This is a genomic window from Streptomyces sp. NBC_00234 (assembly GCF_036195325.1).
GTDB lineage: Bacteria > Actinomycetota > Actinomycetes > Streptomycetales > Streptomycetaceae > Streptomyces.
The window spans coordinates 3,542,864-3,567,652 of sequence record NZ_CP108101.1; the positions used below are offsets into that span (position 1 = coordinate 3,542,864).

24 protein-coding genes are annotated in these 24,789 nt (G+C 70.0%); 8 read left to right on the top strand and 16 right to left on the bottom strand.

Going from position 1 to position 24,789, the window contains the following annotated elements; translation table 11 throughout:
* Positions 1–132: 132 nt before the first annotated feature.
* Positions 133–1,410 (bottom strand): acetyl-CoA C-acetyltransferase, encoded by a 1,278-nt coding sequence (locus OG230_RS15290; RefSeq protein ID WP_328911408.1) that lies wholly within the window; start codon positions 1,408–1,410, stop codon positions 133–135.
* A gap of 99 nt (positions 1,411–1,509) precedes the next feature.
* Here OG230_RS15290 and OG230_RS15295 point away from each other — a divergent pair, with 99 nt between their 5' ends.
* Both OG230_RS15295 and OG230_RS15300 read left to right on the top strand, forming a co-directional pair.
* Positions 1,510–2,835: a 3-oxoacyl-ACP reductase gene (locus OG230_RS15295; protein WP_328910766.1), complete on the top strand. Its 1,326-nt coding sequence runs from the start codon at positions 1,510–1,512 to the stop codon at positions 2,833–2,835.
* Positions 2,836–2,840: 5 nt separating this feature from the next.
* Entirely contained in the window at positions 2,841–3,692 is an 852-nt protein-coding gene (locus OG230_RS15300) for a MaoC/PaaZ C-terminal domain-containing protein (RefSeq protein WP_328910767.1), read from the top strand.
* Here OG230_RS15300 and OG230_RS15305 read toward each other — a convergent pair.
* Entirely contained in the window at positions 3,683–4,300 is a 618-nt protein-coding gene (locus OG230_RS15305; RefSeq protein WP_328911409.1) for a TetR/AcrR family transcriptional regulator, read from the bottom strand. The genes OG230_RS15300 and OG230_RS15305 overlap by 10 nt on opposite strands.
* A 245-nt stretch (positions 4,301–4,545) precedes the next feature.
* On the opposite strand from OG230_RS15305, the gene OG230_RS15310 reads away from it, so the two are divergent.
* Positions 4,546–5,757 (top strand): alpha/beta hydrolase family protein, encoded by a 1,212-nt coding sequence (locus OG230_RS15310; protein ID WP_328910768.1) that lies wholly within the window; start codon positions 4,546–4,548, stop codon positions 5,755–5,757.
* A gap of 69 nt (positions 5,758–5,826) precedes the next feature.
* Here the strand turns inward: OG230_RS15310 and OG230_RS15315 are convergent, their stop codons facing one another.
* The 5 genes from OG230_RS15315 to OG230_RS15335 form a co-directional block, all read right to left on the bottom strand.
* Positions 5,827–7,203 carry a dicarboxylate/amino acid:cation symporter gene (locus OG230_RS15315; protein ID WP_328910769.1) on the bottom strand — a complete coding sequence of 459 codons (1,377 nt, stop codon included), beginning with the start codon at positions 7,201–7,203 and terminating at the stop codon, positions 5,827–5,829.
* A 416-nt stretch (positions 7,204–7,619) separates the two neighbouring features.
* Positions 7,620–7,913 carry a DUF4229 domain-containing protein gene (locus OG230_RS15320; protein ID WP_328910770.1) on the bottom strand — a complete coding sequence of 98 codons (294 nt, stop codon included), beginning with the start codon at positions 7,911–7,913 and terminating at the stop codon, positions 7,620–7,622.
* 74 nt (positions 7,914–7,987) lie between these two features.
* Positions 7,988–8,545 carry a GNAT family N-acetyltransferase gene (locus OG230_RS15325; RefSeq protein WP_328910771.1) on the bottom strand — a complete coding sequence of 186 codons (558 nt, stop codon included), beginning with the start codon at positions 8,543–8,545 and terminating at the stop codon, positions 7,988–7,990.
* Positions 8,546–8,649: 104 nt separating this feature from the next.
* Positions 8,650–9,813, bottom strand: a complete 1,164-nt coding sequence (gene mqnE, locus OG230_RS15330; RefSeq protein WP_328910772.1) for an aminofutalosine synthase MqnE — start codon at positions 9,811–9,813, stop codon at positions 8,650–8,652.
* A 48-nt stretch (positions 9,814–9,861) separates the two neighbouring features.
* Positions 9,862–10,317: an Lrp/AsnC family transcriptional regulator gene (locus OG230_RS15335; protein WP_328910773.1), complete on the bottom strand. Its 456-nt coding sequence runs from the start codon at positions 10,315–10,317 to the stop codon at positions 9,862–9,864.
* A 121-nt stretch (positions 10,318–10,438) separates the two neighbouring features.
* Here OG230_RS15335 and OG230_RS15340 point away from each other — a divergent pair, with 121 nt between their 5' ends.
* Entirely contained in the window at positions 10,439–10,585 is a 147-nt protein-coding gene (locus OG230_RS15340; RefSeq protein ID WP_328910774.1) for a hypothetical protein, read from the top strand.
* 22 nt (positions 10,586–10,607) lie between these two features.
* Here OG230_RS15340 and OG230_RS15345 read toward each other — a convergent pair whose 3' ends face one another.
* Positions 10,608–11,279, bottom strand: a complete 672-nt coding sequence (locus OG230_RS15345) for a UbiX family flavin prenyltransferase (RefSeq protein WP_328911410.1) — start codon at positions 11,277–11,279, stop codon at positions 10,608–10,610.
* Positions 11,280–11,401: 122 nt separating this feature from the next.
* Here OG230_RS15345 and OG230_RS15350 point away from each other — a divergent pair, with 122 nt between their 5' ends.
* Positions 11,402–12,013 (top strand): rhomboid family intramembrane serine protease, encoded by a 612-nt coding sequence (locus OG230_RS15350; RefSeq protein ID WP_328910775.1) that lies wholly within the window; start codon positions 11,402–11,404, stop codon positions 12,011–12,013.
* Here the strand turns inward: OG230_RS15350 and mqnP are convergent.
* Together mqnP and OG230_RS15360 are read right to left on the bottom strand one after the other, a co-directional pair.
* A complete protein-coding gene (gene mqnP / locus OG230_RS15355) occupies positions 12,003–12,905 on the bottom strand; it encodes a menaquinone biosynthesis prenyltransferase MqnP (RefSeq protein ID WP_328910776.1) in 903 nt (300 codons plus the stop codon). The genes OG230_RS15350 and mqnP overlap by 11 nt on opposite strands.
* Positions 12,902–14,359 (bottom strand): menaquinone biosynthesis decarboxylase, encoded by a 1,458-nt coding sequence (locus tag OG230_RS15360; RefSeq protein WP_328910777.1) that lies wholly within the window; start codon positions 14,357–14,359, stop codon positions 12,902–12,904. The genes mqnP and OG230_RS15360 overlap by 4 nt, the downstream gene beginning before the upstream one ends.
* A gap of 90 nt (positions 14,360–14,449) precedes the next feature.
* On the opposite strand from OG230_RS15360, the gene OG230_RS15365 reads away from it, so the two are divergent.
* From OG230_RS15365 to OG230_RS15375, 3 genes are all read left to right on the top strand, one after another.
* Positions 14,450–14,857 carry a PLD nuclease N-terminal domain-containing protein gene (locus tag OG230_RS15365; protein WP_328910778.1) on the top strand — a complete coding sequence of 136 codons (408 nt, stop codon included), beginning with the start codon at positions 14,450–14,452 and terminating at the stop codon, positions 14,855–14,857.
* A gap of 121 nt (positions 14,858–14,978) precedes the next feature.
* The gene (locus tag OG230_RS15370; protein ID WP_328910779.1) at positions 14,979–17,108 is read left to right on the top strand and encodes a hypothetical protein; all 2,130 of its coding nucleotides are present in this window, start codon (positions 14,979–14,981) and stop codon (positions 17,106–17,108) included.
* Entirely contained in the window at positions 17,101–18,660 is a 1,560-nt protein-coding gene (locus OG230_RS15375) for a hypothetical protein (RefSeq protein ID WP_328910780.1), read from the top strand. Before OG230_RS15370 ends, OG230_RS15375 begins: the two co-directional genes overlap by 8 nt.
* Here OG230_RS15375 and OG230_RS15380 read toward each other — a convergent pair whose 3' ends face one another.
* The 6 genes from OG230_RS15380 to OG230_RS15405 form a co-directional block, all read right to left on the bottom strand.
* Positions 18,661–19,200 (bottom strand): SRPBCC domain-containing protein, encoded by a 540-nt coding sequence (locus OG230_RS15380; protein WP_328910781.1) that lies wholly within the window; start codon positions 19,198–19,200, stop codon positions 18,661–18,663. It abuts the gene before it with no gap.
* 32 nt (positions 19,201–19,232) lie between these two features.
* The gene (ccsB, locus tag OG230_RS15385; RefSeq protein WP_328910782.1) at positions 19,233–20,318 is read right to left on the bottom strand and encodes a c-type cytochrome biogenesis protein CcsB; all 1,086 of its coding nucleotides are present in this window, start codon (positions 20,316–20,318) and stop codon (positions 19,233–19,235) included.
* Positions 20,315–22,033 (bottom strand): cytochrome c biogenesis protein ResB, encoded by a 1,719-nt coding sequence (gene resB, locus OG230_RS15390; RefSeq protein ID WP_328910783.1) that lies wholly within the window; start codon positions 22,031–22,033, stop codon positions 20,315–20,317. The genes ccsB and resB overlap by 4 nt, the downstream gene beginning before the upstream one ends.
* Positions 22,034–22,036: 3 nt before the next feature.
* On the bottom strand, positions 22,037–22,792 hold the full coding sequence (locus OG230_RS15395; RefSeq protein ID WP_328910784.1) for a cytochrome c biogenesis CcdA family protein: 756 nt from the start codon (positions 22,790–22,792) through the stop codon (positions 22,037–22,039).
* 4 nt (positions 22,793–22,796) lie between these two features.
* Positions 22,797–23,402 (bottom strand): TlpA family protein disulfide reductase, encoded by a 606-nt coding sequence (locus OG230_RS15400; protein WP_328910785.1) that lies wholly within the window; start codon positions 23,400–23,402, stop codon positions 22,797–22,799.
* A 67-nt stretch (positions 23,403–23,469) separates the two neighbouring features.
* The gene (locus OG230_RS15405) at positions 23,470–24,723 is read right to left on the bottom strand and encodes a hypothetical protein (RefSeq protein ID WP_328910786.1); all 1,254 of its coding nucleotides are present in this window, start codon (positions 24,721–24,723) and stop codon (positions 23,470–23,472) included.
* Between the last annotated feature and the right edge of the window lie 66 nt (positions 24,724–24,789).

The following is a 24,789-nucleotide window of genomic DNA, read 5'->3' on the forward strand; positions in this document are numbered from 1 at the left end:
GGTCGCCGGGTCCGTCCGGCGGCCGTTTCGTCCTCGATCACCGGACGGGCTCGGAGTTGTCCTGGAGCGCCGGGCCGGCTCGGTCGTGGCGGACCGGCCTGCGTGCACCGGCCGACCGGGTCGGGGCGGCTGTCAGGGGCGCTCCAGGATCGCGGTGACTCCCTGGCCGCCCGCGGCGCAGATCGAGATCAGGCCGCGGCCGGGCGCGTCCCGTTCCGCGAGGAGTGCGGCGAGGGTGGCGACGATCCGGGCCCCCGTCGCGGCGAACGGGTGCCCGGTCGCGAGCGAGGAGCCCGCCACGTTGAGCTTCTCCCGGTCGACGGGTGCCAGGCCCTGCTTCTCCCAGGCCGCGAGCGTGGCGAGCACCTGGGAGGCGAACGCCTCGTGGACCTCGAACAGGTCGAAGTCCTCGATGGTGAGACCCGCGCGTTCCAGCAGACGGGGCACGGCGTACGCGGGCGCCATCAGCAGCCCGTCCTCGCCGTTCACGTAGTCGACGGCCGCCGTCTCGTAGAGGGAGAGGTAGGCCAGTGGTTCGAGGCCGCGCCGCTCCGCCCACTCCTCGCTCGCCAGCAGGACCGTGGCGGCCCCGTCGGTGAGGGGCGTCGAGTTGCCGGCCGTCATCGTCGCGCCGGGCTGACCGGTGCCGAACACCGGCTTCAGCGTGGCGAGTTTCTCCACCGTGGAACCGGGGCGCAGGTTCTCGTCGCGGGCCAGGCCGCGATGGGGGACGACGAGGTCGTCCAGGAATCCCCGTTCGTACGCGGCGGCGAGCCGCTGGTGGCTGGTGGCCGCCAGGAGGTCCTGCTCCTCGCGGCCGACGTCCCATTGCCGGGCGGTGACCGCCGCGTGCTCGCCCATCGAGAGACCGGTGCGCGGTTCGGCGTTGCGCGGGATGTCCGGGACGAGGTGGCGGGGGCGCACCCCCGCAAGTGCCGCGATCCTGGCGCGCGTCGACTTCGCGCGGCGGGCCGCGAGCAGGAGTCCGCGCAGCTCGTCGTTGACGCCGAGGGGCGCGTCGCTCGTGGTGTCGGAGCCGCCCGCGATCGCCGAGTCGACGGCACCCAGCGCGATCTTGTTGGCGGCGGCGACGACCGCCTGGAGGCCGGTGCCGCACGCCTGCTGGATGTCGTAGGCGGGGGTACGCGGATCGAGGGCCGAGCCCAGGACGGTCTCCCGGGCCAGGTTGAAGTCCCGGCTGTGCTTGAGGACGGCGCCCGCGACGAACTCGCCGACCTGCTGCCCCTCCAGGCCGAACCGCTCGACCAGTCCGCCGAGCGCGGCGGTGAGCATCGTCTGGTTGGACTCCTGCGCGTACGGGCCGTCGGAGCGGGCAAAGGGAATGCGGCTGCCGCCGATGACCGCCACCCTGCGCGGCTGCGGGAGGGCGAGGGGGATCACGGCGACCAGCTCGTCTCGATCGATCTCGGGCAGCTCATCTCGACCTACTCCTGACTCCTGAGTAACCTTACTTGAGAGTAAATCTACGACTGAGCAGGAGTCTGGACAATGGCCGACCGCTATCTGCACCTCACCGGCACAGCACCCGGCCGTTTCCTGACCCGCAGGCTCGGCCTGCCGCAGCCCGCGCCCCTGCGCCGGTGGTCCCTGGAGACCCCTTCCCTCGACGGCCCGGTCCTGCACCTCACCGCGGGTCCGTCGACGGTCACGGACGCGCTCGGCACCGTCCTCGCCGGAACCGGCCTGAAGGTGACCGGCAGCGCCGAACGCCCCGTCGGCATCGTCGTGGACGCGACGTCCGTCACCACCGCCGCCGGGCTCGGCGAGGTGCACGCGGCGCTCCACCCCGTCATACGCTCCCTCGCCCAGGGCGGCCGGGTCGTCGTCCTCGGCACCCGGCCCTCCGCCGACGACCACCACCAGGCGGCGGCCCAGCAGGGACTGGAAGGGTTCGTGCGCTCCCTGGCCAAGGAAACCGGCAGGGGCGCCACCGTCCAACTGCTCCGGATCGCTCCCGGGGCCGAGGGCGTCGCCTCGGCCGAGTCCACCCTCCGCTTCCTCCTCTCCCCCAAGTCCGCGTACGTCAGCGGCCAGGTCGTCGAACTCACCGCCGCCACCCCCGACCCGGTCCCCGACTGGGCCGCGCCCCTCACCGGCCGCACCGCCCTGGTCACCGGAGCCGCACGCGGCATCGGCGCCTCGGTCGCCTCCGTACTGGCCCGCGACGGCGCCCAGGTGATCTGCCTGGACATCCCGCAGTCGAGGGACGAACTCGTGCGCACCGCGGACCGGTTGGGCGCCACCGCACTGCCCCTGGACATCACCGCGCCCGACGCCGCCGACCGCATCGCGGCAGCCGCCCCGGACGGTCTGGACATCCTGGTCCACAACGCGGGCATCACCCGCGACCGGCGGCTCGCCAACATGCCCGCCGAGCGCTGGGCCTCCGTCGTCGAGGTCAACCTCGACAGCGTGCTGCGCACCACCGACGCCCTGCTCAAGGCGGGCACGGTCAACCGCGGCGGCCGGATCGTCGCCACCGCGTCCATCGCCGGGATCGCGGGCAACAACGGCCAGACCAACTACGCCACGAGCAAGGCGGGCATCATCGGCCTGGTCCGCTCGCTGGCCCCGCGCGCCGCCGCCGACCACGGCGTCACGGTCAACGCGGTCGCCCCCGGATTCATCGAGACGAAGATGACCGCCGCCGTGCCCTTCCTCATCCGGGAGGCCGGCCGCCGTATGAACTCCCTCTCCCAGGGCGGACTCCCGGTCGACGTGGCCGAGGCGACGGCCTGGTTCGCACAGCCCGCGTCCAGCGCCGTCAACGGCCAGGTCCTGCGGGTCTGCGGCCAGAGCCTGCTGGGGGCGTGACGCGGATGCCGAGCCCGATCGCTTCCCTGGTACGCGGGGCCGTCACCTCCCCCTTCAAGCGGGCCGGACGCCCCGGCGCCGAACTGCCCGCCGCCCGGATCACCCTCCCGCCCGCACCCGTGGCGCCCGGTCACCTCGCCGCGTACAGCAGGATCTGCGGCTTCTCCGAGTCGGGCGCGCTGCCCCTCACGTACCCCCACGTCCTGGGCTTCGGCCCGGCCATGCGGCTGATGACGGGCCGGAGCTTCCCGCTGCCCGTCGTCGGACTCGTCCACACCTGGATCGAGATCACCCGCCACCGGGCCCCGCTCCCGGCCGACGCACTCGAACTCACGGTGTACGCACAGGGGCTGGCCCCCCACCGCCGGGGCACCGAGGTCACGATGGTGACGGAAGCGCGGCTCGCGGGCGAGCTGGTGTGGGAGTCGCGGAGCGGCTATCTGTCCCGCCACGCGACGGCGCACCGTACGGAGACCCCCGCGTCCGCGCCCGCCGCCCCGCCCGCACTGCCCGCCGTGGCCGAGTGGCAGCTGCCTGCGGACCTCGGGCGGCGGTACGGCGCCGTGTCGGGCGACCGCAATCCGATCCACCTGTACCCGTTCACCGCCCGGCTGTTCGGGTTCCCGCGGGCCATCGCGCACGGCATGTGGACCGTCGCCCGCTGCCTTGCCGAGGCCGAGGAACCGGGCCGGATCCAGCACGTACGGGCGGACTTCAGGGCCCCCGTCCTGCTGCCGTCGACCGTGACGTACGCGGCGGACCGCACGCGTACCGGCACCGCCTTCGAGCTGCGCGGGTCCACCGGCCGCGTCCACCTCACCGGGACGACGGCCCAGGACGCCCAACGCTACGGCTGAGGCTGCCAGGGACGGCCGTGCATCAGGTTCTCCAGGCCCGCCCAGGAGAAGTTCATCAGGGTGGCCGCGGCCTCCTTCGCCGAGACCCCCGGGGTGTCGTTCGCCCACCCGGCCAGCGCCTCCGCGGCCCCCACGAGCGCCTGCGCGAGCCCCGCCACATCCCGGTCGGGCAGCGCGGGATCGTGGTGCGCCTCGCGCGCCGCGGCCCCGATCAGACCCGTCACGAACGCAACGATCTCGTCCCGCATCACGACGACCTCGGTGGCGAACGGTTCCCCGTGCGTCCGCGCCTGGCGGTGCAGGACCGCCCAGCCGTCCGGGTTCTCGGCGGTGTGCGTGAAGAACGCCCGCAGCCCGGCCCACAGTTGGCGGTCGGCGGGCAGCCCCGGCTCCACCGCGGCCTGCACCGCCTCCACCAGCGCCTTTGCCTCACGGCGGATACAGGCGGTGAAGAGTTCCTCCTTGGAGTTCAGGTACAGATAGACCAGCGGCTTGGACACACCGGCCAGCTCCGCGATCCCGTCCATCGACGCGGCCCGGTATCCGAGCTGCCCGAAGGTCTGCACCGCGGCATCCATCATCTGCTGCTCGCGCACGGCACGCGGCATCCGTTTGCTCTTCACCACACCCACGACATAATCCTCCCACCCCCGGCTGAGCCACTCCTCGGCAAGAGTATGTCGCGGGCCCCGCACCCGCCGTACGCACAGTCCCGCCCCCCTGGCCGAAAGCGGCCCCCGGCACCACGGGCGAACCCTAGGGGGAACCGGCCACAGCACTCCGCCCACGGGCTGACACACGCTCCGCCCGGTGACTGATGTGGTGCCACGGCCGCCCTCCTAGCGTTGAACGCATGATCAGTCACCGCAGCCGAGCAGCAGTCACGGCGCTCGCCGTGACCATGCTCCTCGCGACCTCCGCCACCGCCGCCACCGCCTTATCGGCACCCGGCGCCACCTCGGCCGGCCAGGCCGTCGCCGCTCCGACCGGCCCACCCGTCTCCACCCCGTCACTGGAGCTGCCCCGCCCGACCGGCCCGTACGCGACCGGCCGCGACACCCTGCACCTGACCGACACGAGCCGCCGCGACCCCTGGGTCCCCGAAGCGGGTGCACGGCAGGTGATGGTGTCGCTCAACTACCCCGCGCGCCCGGGCACGGGCGGCGGAACCGCGCCGTACATGACCGTGGACGAAGCCCGGCGGCTGATGGAGGCCAAGGGCCTGGAGGACGCCTTCCCCCCTGCCACGGTCGCCTCCACCCGCACCTACTCCCGCACCGATGCCCGCCCCGCAGGGGGCCGGTTCCCGCTGGTGGTGCTCTCCCCCGGCTTCAACACTCCGCGCACGACCCTCACCGGCCTCGCCGAGGAGCTGGCGAGCCGCGGATACGTCGTGGCGACCGTCGACCACGCCTACGAGTCGACCGGCACCGCCTTCCCCGGCGGGCGGCTGCTCACCTGCGTCGCCTGCGAGCGCCTCCAGGGGACCGGGCGGGAAGGCATGAAGCGGGTGTCCGAGGGCCGGGCCGCGGATCTCTCGTTCGTCCTCGACCGGCTGACCGGGCGCCACCCGGCCTGGCGTCACACCGGCCTGATCGACCGGCACCGGATCGGCGTCGCAGGCCATTCCATCGGCGGGAACGCCGCCGCGTCGACGATGGCCACCGACTCGCGCGTGGACGCCGGCGTCAACATGGACGGAACCTTCGCCGACCCGGTCCCCTCCTCGGGGCTCGGCGGCCGGCCGTTCCTGATGCTCGGATCGACCGTCGACCACAGCCCCGGCGGGGACGACACCTGGGACGGCGGCTGGGCATCCCTGGACGGCTGGAAGCGCTGGCTGACGGTCGACGGCGCAGGCCACTTCTCGTTCACCGACGTCCCCGCGCTCGCCGAGCAACTGGGTGTCGAGGACCCCGAGACCCCGATCTCCGGGGACCGTGCGACCCGGATCACCCGGGACTACGTCACGGCCTACTTCGACCTGCACCTGCGCGGCATCCACCAGCCGCTCCTGGACGGTCCGGTACCGGCCCATCCGGAGGTCAGGTTCGTGACTCCCTAGGAGTGTCCGCACCGGGAACGCACGAGTGCCCCGGATCGGCTGATCCGGGGCACTCGTGCGTCGTCATGCCTAGGCGGGGACCGGAACGGCGTCCTTGCGGTCGACGTCGACGAGACCGTCCTCGAGCTCCTCGATCTCGTCGACCGGGGACGACGAAGCCGAGTCGTACTTCTCGTGGTCGAGGATCTTCTCGCGGGAGGCCACGATCACCGGGACCAGCGCCTGTCCTGCCACGTTCGTGGCGGTACGCATCATGTCCAGGATCGGGTCGATCGCCAGCAGCAGGCCGACGCCCTCCAGCGGGAGGCCCAGCGTCGACAGGGTCAGCGTCAGCATGACCGTCGCACCGGTGAGACCGGCGGTGGCCGCCGAACCGATGACCGAGACGAACGCGATCAGGATGTAGTCACCGACACCCAGCTGCACGTCGAAGATCTGCGCGATGAAGATCGCCGCCAGCGCCGGGTAGATCGCGGCGCAGCCGTCCATCTTCGTGGTGGCGCCGAACGGCACCGCGAAGGACGCGTACTCCTTCGGGACACCGAGACGCTCGGTGACCTTCTGGGTGACGGGCATCGTGCCGACCGAGGAGCGGGAGACGAAGGCCAGCTGGATCGCGGGCCAGGCGCCCTTGAAGAACTGGATCGGGCTGACCTTGGCGACCGTCGCGAGCAGCAGCGGGTAGACGCCGAACATCACCAGGGCGCAACCGATGTAGACGTCGGCGGTGAACGTCGCGTACTTGCCGATCAGGTCCCAGCCGTAGTCGGCGATCGCGTAGCCGATGAGGCCGACGGTGCCGAGCGGGGCGAGGCGGATGACCCACCACAGGGCCTTCTGGAGGAGCTCCAGGATCGACTCGCTGAGGGTGAGGATCGGCTTGGCCTTCTCACCGAGCTGGAGCGCGGCGATACCGGCGACGGCGGCCATGAAGACGATCTGCAGCACGTTCAGCTCGGTGAACGGCGTGATGACGTCCGTGGGGATGATGCCCGTCAGGAAGTCCAGCCAGGAGCCCGCGCTCTCCGGCTTGGCGCCGTCCTTCGGGGTGAGGCCGGTGCCGGAGCCCGGGTTGGTGATCAGGCCGATCGCGAGGCCGATGGCCACGGCGATCAGCGAGGTGATCATGAACCAGAGCAGCGTGCGGGTGGCGAGCCTGGCGGCGTTGTTGACCTTGCGCAGGTTGGTGATCGACACCAGGATCGCGAAGAAGACGAGGGGTGCCACGGCCAGCTTGAGCAGCTGGACGAAGATGTGGCCGACCTGGTCGAGCGTGGTGTAGAGCCAGTCGATGTCCTGGCTGCGGGCGAGCCAGCCGAGGAGGACACCGAGGACCAGACCGGTGACGATCTGGGCCCAGAACGGGACCTTCGGTATACGGAAACCGCTACCGGAGCCGGAGGGCTTTCCGGTCTCGGTGGTGGTGGACGCGGAGTTCGCGGACACGGACACACTCCTGTGGGGACGCAGCGGAACGCACGAGGACAGACGCACGGTCGTGCGGTGGAACGGGGACGGGGGTGCGGCGCCCGCGACAGGGGCGGCGCCGCTGCATGGTGCCGGTTCAGACGTTGCGGCAACAGACCGCGGACATACAGCGGCAGAGATCGACATGCAGGCGCGCCACGAGCGGAATGCTCGCGGCATGGTGGAGGCGCACAGCTGTCTTCATGTCGAACACGTTAACACTTGAACTTTGAGATCCTCAAAGGTCTTCTTTGGCAAGACGACATGCCGCCACTCCTCGGAGAGGCCGGAAAACGGCGAAACCCCAGTGCTGGAGCGGTGGCTCCGGCCTGGGGTTTCGGGCGCCCGGGGGCGCGAGTGTGAGGAAGCTTACGCTCCGCTTACCGGCTGCGGCCCTACTGGACGGCGTCCTCGCGGGTCCGGTTGGACTCCAGGCGCGCCTTGGTCCGGTCGACCCTGGAGACGAGCTGCTCGGACATCTCGTCGCGCTGCTTGCGCAGCAGCACGTAGCTGAGCGGCGCCGAGAGCAGCAGGCCGAGCAGGATGACCCAGATGAAGTTGGAGCCGGCGAGGCCGGACGGCAGGAGCCCGAAGTGGACCGCCACACCGGAGACGAAGAAACAGCCCACGAAGATCAACAGACGCAACGCGGTGTAGCGGATCGTTGCGTTCGGCCTGGCAGCGGACACGGCTGACCCTCTCTCTACGTACGACACGTCGCAATCCTGCTCAACCAGTGAAGCATGACCCGAATTCACTCGGTTCAGGGGGCTCCCGGGCCGGCCGCGCACGGCGCCGGGTAGAGCGGGAGCAGCATGGTGATGTCGTCGCGGTCGTCGCCCGGGGCCACCCGGATCGCACCGGGGACGCGGCCCACCTCCCGGTAGCCGCAGGAGGCGTAGAAGCGGTCGGCTCCGGTGCCGCCCCGGCAGGTGAGCCGGATGGCCTCGATGCCGTCGGTCGCGCGGGCGGCGTCGGCAGCCGCGGCCATGAGCTCCCGGCCGAGGCCCCTGCCCTGGAGGCGGGGATGGATCATCACGGTGTGCAGCAGGACCCAGTGGGTCATCAGCCGGTGGGTGGTGCGGGCCAGGAAGGCGGTGGCGGCGACGCTCCCGTCCGCGTCGTAGCCGACGAGCAGCCGGGTCCGGCCCTCGGCGATCGCCGCGAGGTGCTTGAGCAGCTCGGGCCGGATCTCGTCGGGGTTCGCGGGCGGTACGAAGCCGACGGCGCCGCCCGCGTCGGTGACATCGGCCCAGAGTGCGGTGATGCCGTCGTGCAGGGGCCGGTCGAAGGCGGGGTCCAGCTCGAATGTAAGCGCCATAATGCGATGTTAGCTATTACATCAAGCACCCTCAACAAGTGTCCGACACGCGAGAAAGCCCCGGTCGGGGACCGGGGCTCTCGTACGGAACGGTGCGCCGGACGTCAGACGCGCATCGGCTGCGGCGACTCACGCCGCCCGGCGTCCGGACCCGGGTACTCCCGCAGGATCTCGTACCGGGTGTTCCGCTCCACGGGCCGGAAGCCCGCGTCACGGATCAGGTCCAGCAGATCGTCACGGCCGAGCTTGTTCGGCGTGCCGTAGTTGTCCGCGTCGTGCGTGATCTTGTACTCGACGACCGAGCCGTCCATGTCGTCGGCACCGTGCTGAAGGGCGAGCTGGGCGGTCTGCACGCCGTGCATCACCCAGAACACCTTCACGTGCGGCACGTTGTCGAACAGGAGTCGCGAGACCGCGAAGGTCTTCAGCGCCTCGGCGCCCGTCGCCATCGTCGTCCGCGCCTGGAGCTTGTTGCGGACCTTGCCGTCCTTCATGTCCACGAAGTCGTGCTGGTAGCGCAGCGGGATGAAGACCTGGAAACCGCCGGTCTCGTCCTGCATCTCCCGCAGCCGCAGCACGTGGTCGACGCGGTGACGGGGCTCCTCGATGTGCCCGTACAGCATCGTCGCCGGGGTCTTGAGCCCCTTCTCGTGCGCGAGACGGTGGATGCGCGACCAGTCCTCCCAGTGGGTGTCGTGGTCGACGATGTGCTGGCGGACCTCCCAGTCGAAGATCTCCGCGCCGCCACCGGTCAGCGACTCCAGACCGGCCTCGATCAGCTCGTCGAGGATCTCGGAGGCGGTGAGCCCCGAGATCGTCTCGAAGTGGTGGATCTCCGTCGCCGTGAACGCCTTGAGCCCCACGTTCGGCAGGGCTTCCTTCAGCGCGCTCAGCGAACGCGGGTAGTAGCGCCACGGGAGGGTGGGGTGCAGCCCGTTGACGATGTGCAGCTCGGTGAGGTTCTCGTTCTCCATCGCCTTGGCGAGGCGGACGGCCTCCTCGATGCGCATCGTGTACGCGTCCTTCTCGCCCGGCTTGCGCTGGAACGAGCAGTACGCGCAGGACGCGGTGCACACGTTGGTCATGTTCAGGTGACGGTTGACGTTGAAGTGCACGACGTCGCCGTTCTTGCGCGTGCGCACCTCATGGGCCAGTCCGCCGAGCCACGCCAGGTCGTCGGACTCGTAGAGGGCGATCCCGTCCTCGCGGGTCAGCCGCTCGCCGGCCCGGACCTTCTCCTCCAGCTCGCGCTTGAGTCCCGCGTCCACTAGGGCGCCTCCCATATCTCCGTGTAACAGACTCCGACCACCGTACGCCTAGCCCTCGTCGGGCAGGTCCCCGACCCGGTTCTCCCACTTCGTGGACAACACGATCGTCGTACGGGTGCGGGAGACGCCCTTCGTGCCGCTCAGCCTGCGGATCGTCTTCTCCAGGCCGTCCACGTCACCGACGCGGACCTTGAGCATGTACGAGTCGTCGCCCGCGATGAACCAGCAGTCCTCGATCTCCGCCAGGTCCTTCAGCCGGTGCGCCACGTCCTCGTGGTCGGCGGCGTCGGAGAGGGAGATGCCGATCAGGGCGGTGACGCCCAGTCCGAGCGAGGCCGAGTCGACGGTGGCGCGGTAGCCGGTGATGACACCGGCGGTTTCCAGCCGATTGATGCGGTCGGTGACGCTGGGCCCGGAGAGCCCGACGAGCCGTCCCAGCTCGGCGTACGAGGCCCTGCCGTTCTCCCTGAGGGCCTGGATGAGCTGCCTGTCCACCGCGTCCATATGACTGAAACCTTCCATTGTTCAGCAGTACCGCGAGTTTACGTATAGAATCTAAGGCATGCAGGCTTCGAGCCCTGCAAATCTTTCAGAACATCCAAGAAATGCTTTCGAATCTTCAGGAGTGAACTTCACCGTGTACACGATCGAGATGGCCTACGCCCGGATGCGCGAGCTGCAGGACCTGGCCAACCGCTCGCGTGCCCACCAGCCCGCCGCCGCGCACCGGATCGACAAGGCCCGGACCCCGCGCGCACCCAAGAAGCGCTGACCCGCACCCCTCGCGAGCAGCATCAGGAGCGGGAGCCACCGAGCTCTCCCTCCCAGCGGCGGTAGAGCTGATGCGGCACCCCTGCCGCGTCCAGCACCCGCCCCGCGACGAAATCCACCAGATCCTGGATGTGCGTCGCGCCCGCGTAGAACGCCGGAGAGGCGGGCAGCACCACGGCGCCCGCCTCGTCCAGCGCCACCAGAGCCTTCAGCGTCTGACCGCTGAGCGGCGTCTCGCGCACCGTCACGACCAGCTTCCGCCGCTCCTTGAGCGTCACGCTCGCGGCCCGCTGGAGCAGATCCTTCGACAACCCCAGCGCCACCCCGGCCACACAGGCCGTCGACGCCGGAACGATCAGCATCCCCTTCGCCGGGTACGACCCCGAGGACGGCCCGGCGGCCAGATCGCCGGCCGCCCAGTGCCGTACGTCGTCGAGATCGCTCCCGCCCACCGCGAAGGTGTCCGGCTTCCCGTCCGCGCCCCGCGCCAGCCAGCCGCGCAGATCCTCGCGCCAGTGAGCGTCGCGGAAGGCGATCCCGGTCTCGTCCAGCAGTGTCAGCCGCGAGGCACGGCTCACCACCAGGTCCACACTCTCCCCGGCGGCCAGCAGCCCTCGCAGGACCGCGGCGGCGAACGGGGTCCCTGACGCGCCGGACACCCCGACAATCCAAGGCCGCCGCTGCTGTTGACTCATCGAAGTCCCGGGTTTCACACCTGTGAGCCTATCCGGCACCCCGCACCAGGAACCGAGTCAGGGCCTCGGGACGTTCCGACAGATGAGGGGCAGGACTGTGCAGGCCCGGGACAGGGGGAGCCATGACCGGCATCCGTAACTCCGCCACGACCACGACCACCGGTGCCCGGGCCATGACGGCCGGCGCGGTGATGCTGGGCTGGGTCGCCCTGCTGTGGGTGCTGGAAGGCATCGACACGGCGACGGGCCATGCGCTGGACACCTACGGAATCAGCCCCCGCGAGCCCTCCGAACTGCTCGACATCGTGCCGTCCGCCTTCCTGCACAGCGGCTGGGACCACGTCGCGTCCAACAGCGTCCCGCTGCTGGTCCTGGGCTTCATCGCGGCGCTCGCCGGGCTGCGCAGGTTCGCCGCCGTCGTCCTCACGGTCGTCCTGATCGGCGGCCTGGGCGTCTGGCTCACCGCCCCGTCCCACACCGTCACGCTCGGCGCGTCCGGCGTGGTCTTCGGCCTCTTCGGCTATCTGCTGGTCCGCGGCTTCGTGGACCGGCGCCCCCTCGACATCGTGGTGGGCGTGATCATCGCCGCGGTCTACGGCTCGATCCTCTGGGGCGTCCTGCCCACCGACTCGGGCATCAGCTGGCAGGGACACCTCTTCGGCCTGATCGGCGGGGTCGTGGCGGCCTTCGCCTTCCGCAGACCCCGCCGCACCGCCACCGCCGTCACGGCGTGAGGCCACGCACCAGCAGATCCAGCAGCGCGCAGGCGAACAGCGCCATGCCGATGAAGCCGTTCACCGAGAAGAACGCCCTGTTGAGCCGGGACAGGTCGTGCGGACGCACCACCCGGTGCTCGTACACGAAGGCCACGGCGACGATCACCATGCCGATCCAGTAGAGCAGTTCCGCCCCGATCGCGAGACCGAACCAGACCAGCATCCCGGTCGTCACCACGTGACAGACCCGCGCGCCCCACAGCGCCGCCGGAATCCCGAAGCGCGCGGGGAACGAGAGCACCCCGTGGGCGCGGTCGGCCTGCACGTCCTGGCAGGCGAAGATCAGATCGAAGCCGCCGATCCAGATCCCGACGGCCAGCCCCAGGATCACCGCGTCCCACGACCAGCTGCCCGTCACCGCGAGCCAGGCGCCGATCGGCCCCATGGCCTGCGCGAGCCCCAGGATGGCGTGCGGGAAGTTCGTGAACCGCTTGCCGTACGGATAGACGACCATCGGCACGACGGCCAGCGGCGCCAGCGCCAGACAGAGCGGGTTCAGCAGGGCCGCCGCACCGAGGAAGACGACGAGGGCGACGAGCGCCCCGGTCCACGCCGACCTCACGGAGACCGCGCCGGTGACCAGTTCACGGCTCGCGGTCCGGGGGTTACGGGCGTCGATCTCCCGGTCGATGATCCGGTTGGCGGCCATCGCGAACGTCCGCAGCCCGACCATCGCGAGCGTGACGAGCAGCAGCGTGCCCCAGTGGATGTTCTCGTCCGTCTGGAACATCGCGGTCAGCGCGGCGATGTAGGCGAAGGGCAGCGCGAAGACCGAGTGCTCGATCATGACCAGACGGAGGAACGCCTTGGTCCTGCCGGGCGTGGGCAGCGCGGCGGCTGAGGCGCTCACAGGCCGTACTCCTTCCAGCGGCGGTCGACCTTCGCCGCCGTCTCCGGGTCGGACTCGACCATGTCGGGCCAGCCGCCGTCCCGGGTGTAGCCCTCCTCGGGCCACTTCCTCGTCGCGTCGATCCCCGCCTTGCCACCCCAGAACTGCTGGTAGGAGGCGTGGTCGAGATGGTCGACGGGCCCCTCGGCGACGGTCAGGTCGCGTGCGTAGTCGGTGTTCCCGAGCGCCCGCCACGCCACTTCGTGGAGGTCGTGGACGTCGCAGTCGGAGTCCACCACCACGATCAGCTTGGTCAGCGACATCATGTGCGCGCCCCAGATGGCACTCATGACCTTCTGGGCGTGCTTCGGGTACTTCTTGTCGATCGAGACGATCGCGCAGTTGTGGAAGCCGCCCGCCTCGGGCAGGTGGTAGTCCACGATGTCCGGCACGATGATCTTCAGGAGCGGCAGGAAGAAGCGCTCCGTGGCCCGCCCCAGCGGACCGTCCTCGGTCGGCGGCCGGCCCACCACGATCGACTGGATCAGCGGACGCTTCCGCATGGTCACGCAGTCGATCGTCAGCGCGGGGAATGGTTCCTGCGGCGTGTAGAAGCCGGTGTGGTCGCCGAACGGCCCCTCCGGCAGCATCTCCCCCGGCTCCAGCCAGCCCTCGATGACGACCTCGGCCTGCGCCGGCACCTGGAGCGGCACCGTCTTGCAGTCGACCATCTCGATCCGCTTGCCCTGGATGAAGCCCGCGAAGAGGTACTCGTCGATGTCACCCGGCAGCGGCGCGGTGGAGGCGTACGTCACGGCGGGCGGTGCCCCGAAGGCGATCGCGACCGGCAGCCGCTCACCGCGCTTCGCGGCGACCTGGTAGTGGTTGCGGCTGTCCTTGTGGATCTGCCAGTGCATGCCGATGGTGCGCTTGTCGTGGCGCTGGAGGCGGTAGAGCCCCAGATTCCGGATGCCGGTCTCGGGGTGCTTGGTGTGGGTGAGCCCCAGGTTGAAGAAGGAGCCGCCGTCCTTCGGCCAGGTGAAGAGTGCCGGCAGCTGCTCCAGGTCCACGTCGTCGCCGGTGAGGACGACCTCCTGGACGGGAGCGTGCTCGGACTTCACCTTCTTCGGCGGCACGTGCACCATCGAGCCGAGCTTCCCGAACGCCTCACGGACCCCGACGAAACCGTGCGGCAGCTCCGGCTTGAGGAGCCCGCCGATCTTGTCGCTGATCTCGGCGTACGACTTCAACCCGAGTGCCTTGAGGAGCCGCCGGTCCGTCCCGAAGACGTTCATCGCCAGGGGCATGGTCGCCCCCTTGACGTTCTCGAAGAGCAACGCGGGTCCGCCCGCCTTGTTCACCCGGTCGACGATCTCGCCGACCTCCAGATGCGGGTCGACCTCGGCCTTGATGCGCTTGAGATCGCCCTCGCGCTCCAGAGCCCGGAGCAGGGAGCGAAGATCGTCGTAAGCCATGCGTCCCAGTATCGGCCACCCGCTACCCTGGCCCCGTCACCGGGGCGGGACACCGCGCCCCCTCACCTCTTCTCGGGGGACCCTTCCACCATGCTCAGGGCCTTGATCTATCTTCTGCCGCTGGCACTGACGATCTACGCGTTCATCGACTGTCTGAACACCCCGGAGGACGAGGCCAAGCACCTTCCGAAGCTGGCCTGGGTCTTCATCATTCTGCTGTTCTGGATCGTGGGCCCGATCGTGTGGTTCGCCGCGGGCAAGATGCGCGTGGCGCCCGACGGCGGCCGTACGCCCTCCGAGTGGCACCGCAACCACCGCCACACGTGGGTGGCGCCCGACGACAATCCCGACTTCCTCAAGTCGCTCAAGGACGAGAACGAGAAGGACGAGTCCGTCCTCAAGGACTGGGAGGCGGACCTGCGCCGCCGCGAGGAAGAGCTGAAGCGCCGTGACGCGGAGGGCGGAAGCCCGGAGGACCCGACGCCGCCGAAGGGCTGAGACCCGGCCGGTCACGATCGGGCTCAATCGTTCGAAAATCTACACCTGCCCCCAACACCCTCCCGATATCCTGATGTTGACGCTGTGACAGGTCGTACGGGGTGTCGGCACTGGGGGTGCGGTGGACAGAGAGCTGTACGGACGCGAGGCGATTTTCGGCAACGACGGCCTGGCGGCACGTCTGACAGGTCTCACTCCGTACGGCTCGGCCAAGACGCCGTACGAGCACCGCGACGATCCGCCGGTGGTCGTGCTGACCGGTGGCCGCGGCATGGGCAAGACCGCGACGCTCAAGCAACTGCGCCATGTGTACCGGGAGATCACCCCGGTCGCGCTGGTCGACTGCGAGGCGGTCGCGCCGCCGGAGGATCCCGGGCCGGGCTGGACGCCGGTGACCGGGGCGCTGCCCGCGCTGGCCGTCCAGCTGACGCCGAGGGTGCGGGCGGCGAAGCCGGTGCAGTTCCCCCGACTCAGCCTGGGTCTGGTGGCGGTCGCGTCCATCGCCTGGAGCCGTGAGGACGAGACGCAGGCCCAGCGCGATCTCCAGTCCCTCGGGCCGGTGCTCGCGACCGTGGACTCCAGGCCGGGTGCGGCGCAGGGCTGGGTCACCAAGGTGCTGACGAAGCTGGCGGCTACGGCGTTCGACGCGGTCGCGCCGCTGGCCGGGCTGATCGCCGAGGCGACCGTGGAGTCGGTGCTGGAAGAGACGTTCAGCCGCTTCCAGCGCCGCACCGTCGACTGGTACGGCGCCTATCCGCACGCCGGGGGCGACGGCCGGATCGGGCTGCGGCAGCTCGCGGTCGACTTCGAGCGGGGCGGGGATCTGCGCAGGCGGGCCGAGGACCATCTGGTCGGGGCGCTGGTCGAGGACCTCTACCGGGCCTACCGGGGCACGGCGCTGGGCATGCGCCGGGGCCGTCCCGTGATCCTGCTGGACAACGCCCACAACGCGCTGGGCCGGCAGCTGGTCGAGCCGGTGCTGCGGGCACGGGCGTCGGGCCGCCGCGACCAGATCGTCTTCTTCGCCGCCTCCCGCTCCAGCGACCACGAGGGGCTGCGGCACGCCGTCCACCACCGGCTGCCGGAGGTGGCGCACGCCTCGCACTGGACCCGCGGCACGGAGGTGACCTCCGGCATCCTCGCGGTGGGGCTCACCCCGCTGAGCGCCGCGCACGCCCAGGCCGCGTTCGAGCGCCACGACCCGGGGGCCCGTACACCGGCCGGCCTGGCGCGCGGGGTGCACCGGCTGACGGGGGGCCGGCCGCTGGGGATCGCGCTGTTCGCCCAGGCGGCGGGCGAGGCGGAGCGGCCCGGTTCTCTGGTGCCGGGCGCGCTGCTGGACTGCACGGTGCAGGTGCGTGAGGACCGGCAGCCGGTGCGGCTGGCGGACGAGCTGCTGGAGCGGCTGCTGCCGGGGCAGCGCCTGGAGGTCCTGAGTGTGCTGGCCGCCGCGCACGGCGAGGAGTCGGCCAGGCTGCTGGCCGGGCTCCGGCTGCGGGGCGAGTCCCTGGACGGCGACGTGGCCCTGCGGGTACGGGACGTGCTGCGCGCGGAGGACTGGCGGGTCGGTCCCGAGTACTTCGTCGGCGACCCGTTGCTGCGCTCGCTGCTGCTGCACCGGCTGCGGTTCCAGGACGACGACCATCCCCGGTACGCGGTGTGGCGCGCGGTGCACGAGTCGCTGCGCGAGGTCTACCAGACGGGGAACGTCGCGAGCGCCCCGCACCGGCTGCACGAGGAGCTGGTGCTGGGCCGGGAGGCGGCGTGCGTGACGCATCTGCGGGTGCGTTTCCCGCGACCCGACGTGCCGGGCTGGCTGGGCGAACTGCGGCTGATCGCCTCGGCGCCGTATCCGCGTGAGCGTGCGGCGCGCGGTCCCGACCCGCGGCGGGCGGTCGCGCTGGGCCAGGACGTGGCCGGAGGGCCGCTGCCCGAGGAACGGACCGGTCTTGCCGGGCTCGACGAGGAGGCCGCGGAGCTCCAGCTGCGGATGCGCCGGCTGCTGCACGCGGTGTGGCTGCTGTCCGATCCGCTGGCCCTGCCGGACGACGAGGTGACCGACAAGATGGCGCACGAGCTGCGGCAGCTGTCCGGCAGGCACCTCACGGGCAACGCGGTGCTGTGGGACGCGGCGACGCACTGGCCGCGGGACATCAGGGCGTGGCGATCGCTGTCCATGCCGCCGGGGGTCCCGCAGGACGGGGCGCCGGACCGACGGAACCGACAGGGGGACGGTGGCTCGGATGCGTAATCCGCTGCGTTATCGCGTCTGGTACACGACCCGGCAGAGGATCGTCACGACGGTCGTCGTGGCGGCGCTGGTGACGGGCACCGGCTGGTACGGCATCGACCGGGCGACCACGCCGGAGGACCGGAGCTGCGTGCCGGGTGTGGAACGTCCGCAGGGCAGCGACGAGTGCGTGGGTGTCTCCGGTTCGGGTTACGACTTCGGGATGAAGCAGCTGACGGAGGTCGCCTCGGCGATCGGCCGGGAGAACCGGAGCCTGAAGGCGGGCGAGTACGCGACGGTCGCCCTGCTGCTGCCCCTGACCTCGACCGACGGGTCCATGGGACGGAAGATGCAGCGGGAGCTGCAGGGTGCGTTCGCCGAGCAGTACCGGGCCAACCGTCTGTCGAACTCCCAGGTGCCGAAGATCCGGCTGGTGCTCGCCAACACCGGTAAGAACAACCTGTTCTGGAAGCCGACGGTCGAGCGGCTGAAGACCATGACGGACGCGCCCGACCATCTGCGCGCGGTGTCCGGGGTCGCCACCAGCAGCTCCGAGGTGAAGCTCGCGGTCCAGGCGCTGACGAAGGCGCGGATCGCCGTCGTCGGCACCACGATCACGGCCGACGACATCGCCAACGGGCCCGGCGGGGACCCGTTCCCGGGGCTGGCGCGGGTCTCGCCCACCAACCGGGACGAGGCGCGGGCGCTGGCACAGTTCGGCAAGGTGGAGGCCGACAAGGCGCTGCTGGTCGAGGACACGCGTACCGGCGACCACTACACGGACACGCTGAAGGCGGCGTTCACCGCGCTGGTGAAGGGCACCAAGTACGAGGCGCAGCTGTTCACCTCGCCCCCGGACGCGACGGACGAGGGCACCACGTCCAACACGTTCAAGCAGATCACGCACCTGCTCTGCGACACGGACGCGGAGACGGTGTTCTTCGCCGGGCGGCACACGCAGTTGCGGCAGTTCATCAACGAGCTGGGGCGGCGCGGCTGCCAGAACCGGGCGTTCACGGTGCTCACCGGCGACGAGGGCTCGTACCTCGGTGGGGACGAGAAGCTGGACCGGAGCGCGCTCAGCCGGAAGGTCACCGTCCGCTACGCCTCGCTGGCCCATCCGGACGCCTGGCTGGACGGGAAGGACAGGAAGGTGCCGACGACGGGCGGTTCCCCGGAAGACTTCCGGGACTTCCAGCGGCTGCTGGCCCAGGTTTCCAAGAAGCCGGCCGGCCCGATCGGTCCGACGGGCCGGGACACCATGACGGACGGCCAGGTGATCATCGCGTACGACGCGATGGCGACGGCCGTGCACGGCATCCGGCAGGCGACCCCGGACGGCAAGCGGCTGCCGACCAAGACCGATGTGGGCGGCCAGTGGCCGCAGGTGAAGTCCTCGCTGAAGGTCGCGGGGGCGAGCGGCTGGATCTGCCTGGACAACCACGGCAACCCGTACAACAAGGCGGTTCCGGTGGTGGAGCTGACGGACCAGGGCGTGCAGCGGTTCGTGGCGATCGCCTGGCCGGAGGGCCGGGCGCCGGACCGGCGCTGCCTGCCGCCGTCGGGGCGCTAGCTAGGTGGGCGCTGCCGCGCCGTCCACCGCCACGTAGAGCGCGTGCAGCTCCCGCCGTCTCGCCGGGGTCCACCGGGACAGGTCGGCGGGGTGTCCGCCGAGCGCGGCGACGAGGTGCTCGAAGTGCTCGTGCCAGGCCGCGAGCCGGTCCAGGCGCAGGTCGTCGTCACCGCGGAACTCGTGGGTGAAGCGGAGGACGACGTGATCGCCGCGTGGCGGCTCCAGATGGAAGCGGACACGGCCGGGCGGCACCCCGACGGTGTACTCGGCGACCCGCTCGACGTCCCAGGCGGTGACGGTGCCCGCGGCGTCGGTGACCGTCCCGTCCAGGCCGCTGTTCAGCCGGCGCAGGGTGATCGCGCCGCCGACGCGCGGCTCGAAGGGGTCGGCGGCGGCGAGCCAGCTGCGCAGCCCTCCGGAACCGGCAACGGCTGCCCACACCCGGGGAACGGGATGGGGCAGCCGCAGGGTGAATCTCAGGAGGTGCGTGCCGTCGCGCGTCTCGCTGGTACCTCGCTCGATCGCATCGGTCGGGGTCATACCTCCAGGGTGACGCAACCGGGCCGGTCCGGCTACACGCCCGCGTACGAGTGCTTGCCGGTGACGAAGATGTTCACGCCGTAGTAGTTGAACAGCCAGCAGCCGAAGGCGATCAGTGCCAGATAGGCGGCCTTGCGGCCCTTCCAGCCGGCCGTGGCCCGCGCGTGCAGGTAACAGGCGTACGCGACCCACGTGATGAAGGACCAGACCTCCTTCGGGTCCCAGCCCCAGTAGCGCCCCCACGCGTCGCCGGCCCAGATCGCGCCCGCGATGATCGTGAACGTCCACAGCGGGAAGACCGCGGCGTTGATGCGGTACGAGAACTTGTCCAGGCTCGCCGCCGAGGGCAGCCGCTCCAGGACGGACCGGGCGAAGGCGCCGGGCTTGCCGCCGCCCGCGAGCTTGTTCTCGTAGCTGTCGCGGAACAGGTAGAGCAGCGTGCCGACCGCACCGAGGTAGAAGACGGCGCCGCAGATGATGGCGGTGGAGACATGGATCCACAGCCAGTAGGAGTCCAGCGCGGGGACCAGCTGGTCGCTGTCGGTGTAGAGCGTGGTGGTGGCGATGCCCAGGTCCAGCAGGACCGTGGTGACGAGCATCAGGCCCATCCAGCGCACGTTCTTCTTCAGCGCGAGCAGGACGAGGTACGCGCCGACCGCCACCGTGGAGAAGGTGATCGAGAACTCGTACATGTTGCCCCAGGGGGCACGCTGCACCGACAGCGCGCGGGTGAGGACTCCGCCGGCCTCGACGAGGAAGGCCACGACGGTCAGGGAGACCGCGATCCGCCCCCACAGGTCGCCCTTGAAGGTGCCGCCGGCCGCTCCGGGGCCGTCCGGGACGTCCCGGGTCCCGGCGGCGGAACGGGTAACGATCTTCGGGCGCTCCAGGACGGTGGTGGCGCCGCCCTTCTGCGCGACCTGCACCTTCACGGCGGGCGCCGAGGACGCCGGGGCTCCGGCCAGCGCGGCGGCGGTACGGCCGACCTTGCTGCGGCTGCCGAACACCCACTCCGCGATGTGCGCGAAGAAGGCCAGGGTGTAGACGGCCATCGACGAATAGATCAGCACATTGCTGGTGTGCGCCAGGTTCTCGTTGGTTGCGGCGGCGAGATTCACTTCTCAGCCCCTTCGGCAGGTTCTTCGGAAGGTACTTCGGGACCGGACCCGGGATCGGTCTCCGGGTCGTTCGTGGCATCGGGCGCGGTGGGCGCCACGCTGTTGAGCTCGACCGCGAGATCGGCCAGCTCCTCGGGGAGTTTCGCGGACTCGCTGCGGCCCAGACCGGCCATCTCGACGACGGTGACGCCGTCCGCTCCCCGTACCGCCCTGACCCACACCCGGCGGCGCTGGATGAACAGCGACCCGGCGAGCCCGGCGATGGCGGCGATCGATCCGGTGAGCGCCCAGCCGGTGCCCGGCTGCTCCGAGACCTGGAAGCTGGCCCACTCCTCGACGCTCTCGAAGGTGATCGAGCCGGCCCCGTCGGGCAGTTCCATCGTCTCGCCGGGGAGCAGCCGCTTCTTGAGCTTCTCGCCGCCGGCGTCCTTGAACTCCGTCATCTTGGAGGAGTCCAGCTGGTACACGTTCTGCGGCAGGCCCGAGTCGACGCCGAGGCTGCCGTGGAAGCCGTTCAGGGCGAGCACCGGGAACTCGGCGCCCGGGAACTGCGAGAACATCGTGCCCTTGCCCGCGCCCGCGAACGTCGGGACGAAGAACGCCTCGAAGCCCAGCTGGGTCTTCTCGCCGTTCTTGTCGCGGTAGCCGTCCATCACCTTGATCGCACCGGTCGAGGTGATGTTGTTGTCGATGGGCAGCAGCGGGACGGCGGTCCGGTAGATCTCCTTGCCCTTGCCGTCCTTGACCGAGACGACGGGGGCGTAGCCGTGCGAGATCAGATAGATCTTGGTGCCGTCGACGACCAGCGGTTCGTTGACCTTGATGACGGACTTCTTCGGCTTGCCGTCGGCGCCCTCCGCGTACGTCACACGGGCCTCGAAGGTGCGCGGGGTGCCGCGCTGCGGGCCGCTCTTCGCGTACGTGCCCACGAAGTCGTCGAGGGTGAAGCTGAACGGGGCGAGGGAGTCGGTGTCGTACAGCGAACCCGACTTGAAGTCGTCGTACTGGGTGAGCGTGTTGGAGAAGCCGTCGCCCTCGACGATCAGCTTGCCGCCCTCGGACTTGAAGAGCTGTCCGGCGGCGAAAGCCACCAGCATCACGATCAGCGCGATGTGGAACATCAGGTTCCCGGCCTCGCGCAGATAGCCCTTCTCGGCGGCCACCGCGTCACCGACCGCGTGGGAGCGGAAGCGCCGCTTGCGGAGCATGGCGACCGCGGCCTCGCGGACCTGCTCGGGCTCGGCCTCGGTGCGCCACGTCGTGTACGCGGGGAGGCGGGTGAGGCGCTTCGGGGCGGCCGGCGGGCGGCTGCGCAGCTGGCCGACGAACTGGCCGGTGCGCGGGACGATGCAGCCGATGAGGGAGACGAACAGCAGGATGTAGATCGCGGAGAACCACACCGAGCTGTAGACGTCGAACAGCTGGAGCTTCTCGTAGATCGGCGTGACCGTGGTGTGCGCTTCCTTGAAGGTCCGCACCTTCAGCTCGTCCACGCTGTTCTGCGGGATCAGCGAGCCGGGGATCGCTCCGAGCGACAGCAGGAACAGCAGGATCAGCGCGACCCGCATCGAGGTGAGCTGCCGCCAGAACCAGCGCGACCAGCCGATGACCCCCATCGCGGGCACCGAGGCGGCGGACTCCTCGCGCGGGGCGGTGGAGAGCTGTTCTCCGGCCGCGTCGAGCTCGCGCTCTTCCGTGGTGTTCGTGTTGCTCATGACTCAGATCCCCACAGTGAAGCCGTTGGACCAGACCTGCATCTCCTGCATGAGGGAGTCCCAGACGCCCGTCAGCAGGAGGATTCCGGTCGCGATCATCATGCCGCCGCCGATGCGCATGACCCATGCGTAGTGGCGCTTGACCCAGCCGAACGCGCCGAGTGCCTTGCGGAAGGCGACCGCCGCCAGGACGAAGGGGACACCGAGTCCGAGACAGTACGCGACGGTCAGTATCGCCCCGCGTCCGGCGGTCCCCTGTTCCAGCGAGAGCGTCAGCACGGAGGCGAGCGTCGGGCCGATGCAGGGCGCCCAGCCGATCCCGAACAGGGCACCGAGCAGCGGTGCGCCGGCCAGCCCGGCCACCGGCCGCTTGTGGATACGGAACTCGCGCTGGGTCACCCCCGGTAGAAGCCCCATGAAGAAGATCCCCATGAGGATCATCAGGCCGCCGAGGACCTTGTTGAGTACCCCGCTGTGTTCCTGGAGCCGGTCGCCGAAGAAGCCGAAGAGCGCGCCGCTGGAGACGAAGACGGCGGTGAAGCCGAGCACGAAGAGCGAAGCACCGGCGACGACCCGGCCGCGCCGGGCGTCGGCGAGATCCGTGCCGCTGACCCCTGTGACGTAACTGAGGTAGCCGGGGACGAGCGGCAGGACGCAGGGCGAGAAGAACGAGACGAGCCCGCCGAGCACGGCGATGGGCAGCGCCGCCAGGAGCGCCCCGCTGAGAACGGTCTCGTTGTACGCGGCGAGGGTGATCACCGGATCACTTCTCCGCGATCAGCGGGTCGATCATCTTGCGCAGGTTCTCCGCGTCGAGGGCCTGCAGGGTGCGGGCGGCGATCTTCCCGTCCCGGTCGATGACCACGGTCGACGGGATGGCCACCGGGTTCAGGGTTCCCTTGGGGAAGCGCAGGATGAGCTTTCCGGTCGGGTCGAAGAAGCTCGGGTAGGTGACGCCGAAGTCCTTCTCGAAGTTCACCGCGGCGGCCTTCTGGGGGTCCCGGGTGTTTATCCCGATGAACTGGACCCCCTGGTCCGCGGTCTCCTTCGAGACCTTCGCGAAGTGCTTGGCCTCGGCACGGCACGGGCCGCACCACGATCCCCAGACGTTCAGTACGACGACCTTGCCCTTGTAGTCGGCGACGTCGAGGCTCTTGCCGTCCAGGGCGGTGCCGTCGAGCTTCGGTGCCGCGGTCCGTTCACCCTTGGCAACGGTCGAGATTCCGCCGGTGCCGGTCACGAAGTTCGTATTGCCGCCGCCACCGGTCTTGTTGCCGTCCCCACTGCACGCGGACAGGGTCAGTGTCGCGGCCACGGCGGTGGCGGCGAGCAGGATGAAGCGGCGTCGGGGTGCGCGGCCAGAGCTCATGTGAAAAGTTTCGCATGGCGGTTTCGGGGATCTTGCGCACCCCCCTCACTGCCCGTAAAGCCCCTTGTCAAGGCTGTTTAAAGAAGGTATTCCAGCCGCCTGCGGGCGACTGACCGACGTCAAGCGTACGGAGCTTCGCGAGCACCGCCGGATCCTGAACGTCGAGCCAGTCGACGAACTGCCGGAAGGAGACCAGCCGTACGTCCGGCTTACCGGCAATGCGCTTGATCACTTCTTCGACGGCATCCATATAGATTCCGCCGTTCCACTCCTCGAAGTGGTTGCCGATGTAGAAGGGCGCGCGATTCGTCTCGTACGCGCGGAGGAAACCGTCCGTATAGGCACCGGCCGCCTGCTTGCGCCAGCCCGGATAGCGGGACGGCATGCCCTTGGTCGAATTCAGCGACTGATTGGCGAGGATGTTGTAGTCCATGGAGAGGACTTCGAAGGAGTGCCCGGGGAACGGCATGCCCTGCAGGGGAAGATCCCACACTCCGTCGCGCTTCTCCGGCCACATCTGACGGCCTCCGGGTGAGCTGGCGTCGTAACGCCATCCCAGCTTCCTGGCCGTCGGCAGGAGATTGTCCTGACCGAGCAGACAGGGAGTGCGTCCGCCGATCAGTTCTTTCCGGTAGTCGAACGGCAGCGGCTCAATGTTTTCCCAGCCGGTGTTCGTCCGCCACTCGGTGACGAAGGAGACCGCCTGATTGATCTCGCTGTGCCATTGCGCGGGCGACCAGTTGGCGACCGAGCCGGAACCGCCGCAGAAGTGGCCGTTGAAGTGGGTGCCGATCTCGTGGCCGTCGAGCCACGCCTCACGGACGTACCTCAGGGTCTCCTTCACGTGGCCATCGGTGAGATATCCGATGTCGGAGGCGCCGCGGGGGTTGTTCGGCGGACGGTACAGCGACTTCTTCGACTCGGGCAGCAGATAGATCCCGGAGAGGAAGAAGGTCATTGCGGCGTCGTGTTCCCTGGCCAGTTCGAGAAAGCGCGGGAAGAGGCCGTTGCCCACCTCGCCCGCCCCGTCCCAGGAAAAGATCACGAACTGCGGCGGTTTCTGGCCGGGTTCGAGAGGAACGGGAGCGGAGGGCTGATTCGGCTGCTTTCCGGTATCGGAGGTCGAACCGTCACCGATCAGCCTGACGCTCTTCTTCGGGGCCCCGGCACCCGGCCCGTTGGCATCACCGCCCCGGCCGCCCCTGGCGCTCTCGCCAGGCTTCGGCCCGTTATTGCCGGACGCTCCGCACCCGGTGATCCCGATTGCGGCCGCGGCTCCCAGTCCGGCGCCCAGCAGGCCCCTTCGCCTGATCTCGCGCATATCGTCCCCATCCGCGTCGTTCATCTCAAGGCCATACAAACCGACGAAGGCTTAGATGACCGATGC